Raw genomic sequence first — 225 nt, 5'->3', positions numbered from 1 at the left:
CCGTCACCATCTATGCCCGTGGCGACAACCCGGCCGTCCCCATTGGCAGCGGCACCTTTCCGGTCACGGCCGCCGGCTCAGTGCCCGCCGGCAAGGTTCTTTCGGTGATTTCGCTGGACGGCGATCCCGTGACGGCGAACACGCCGCATCTGGTGCAGGCGACCTATCGGACGGCGGACGGCCAGTCGATCGGCACGCAACCCGTCACCTGGACGATCGATCCCC

At 68.0% G+C, this 225-nt stretch carries 1 protein-coding gene; it reads left to right on the top strand.

Features of this window, described 5'->3' with window-relative positions; all coding sequences use genetic code 11:
- Window positions 1-225: hypothetical protein (locus DUT91_RS26080; protein WP_200835100.1), on the top strand; the 225-nt coding region annotated here is incomplete at both ends.

This window comes from Paramesorhizobium salinisoli, from assembly GCF_003335045.1.
GTDB lineage: Bacteria > Pseudomonadota > Alphaproteobacteria > Rhizobiales > Rhizobiaceae > Paramesorhizobium > Paramesorhizobium salinisoli.
The sequence above is the reverse complement of the archived record's forward strand: the minus strand, read 5'-3'. Positions and strand labels throughout refer to the sequence as shown.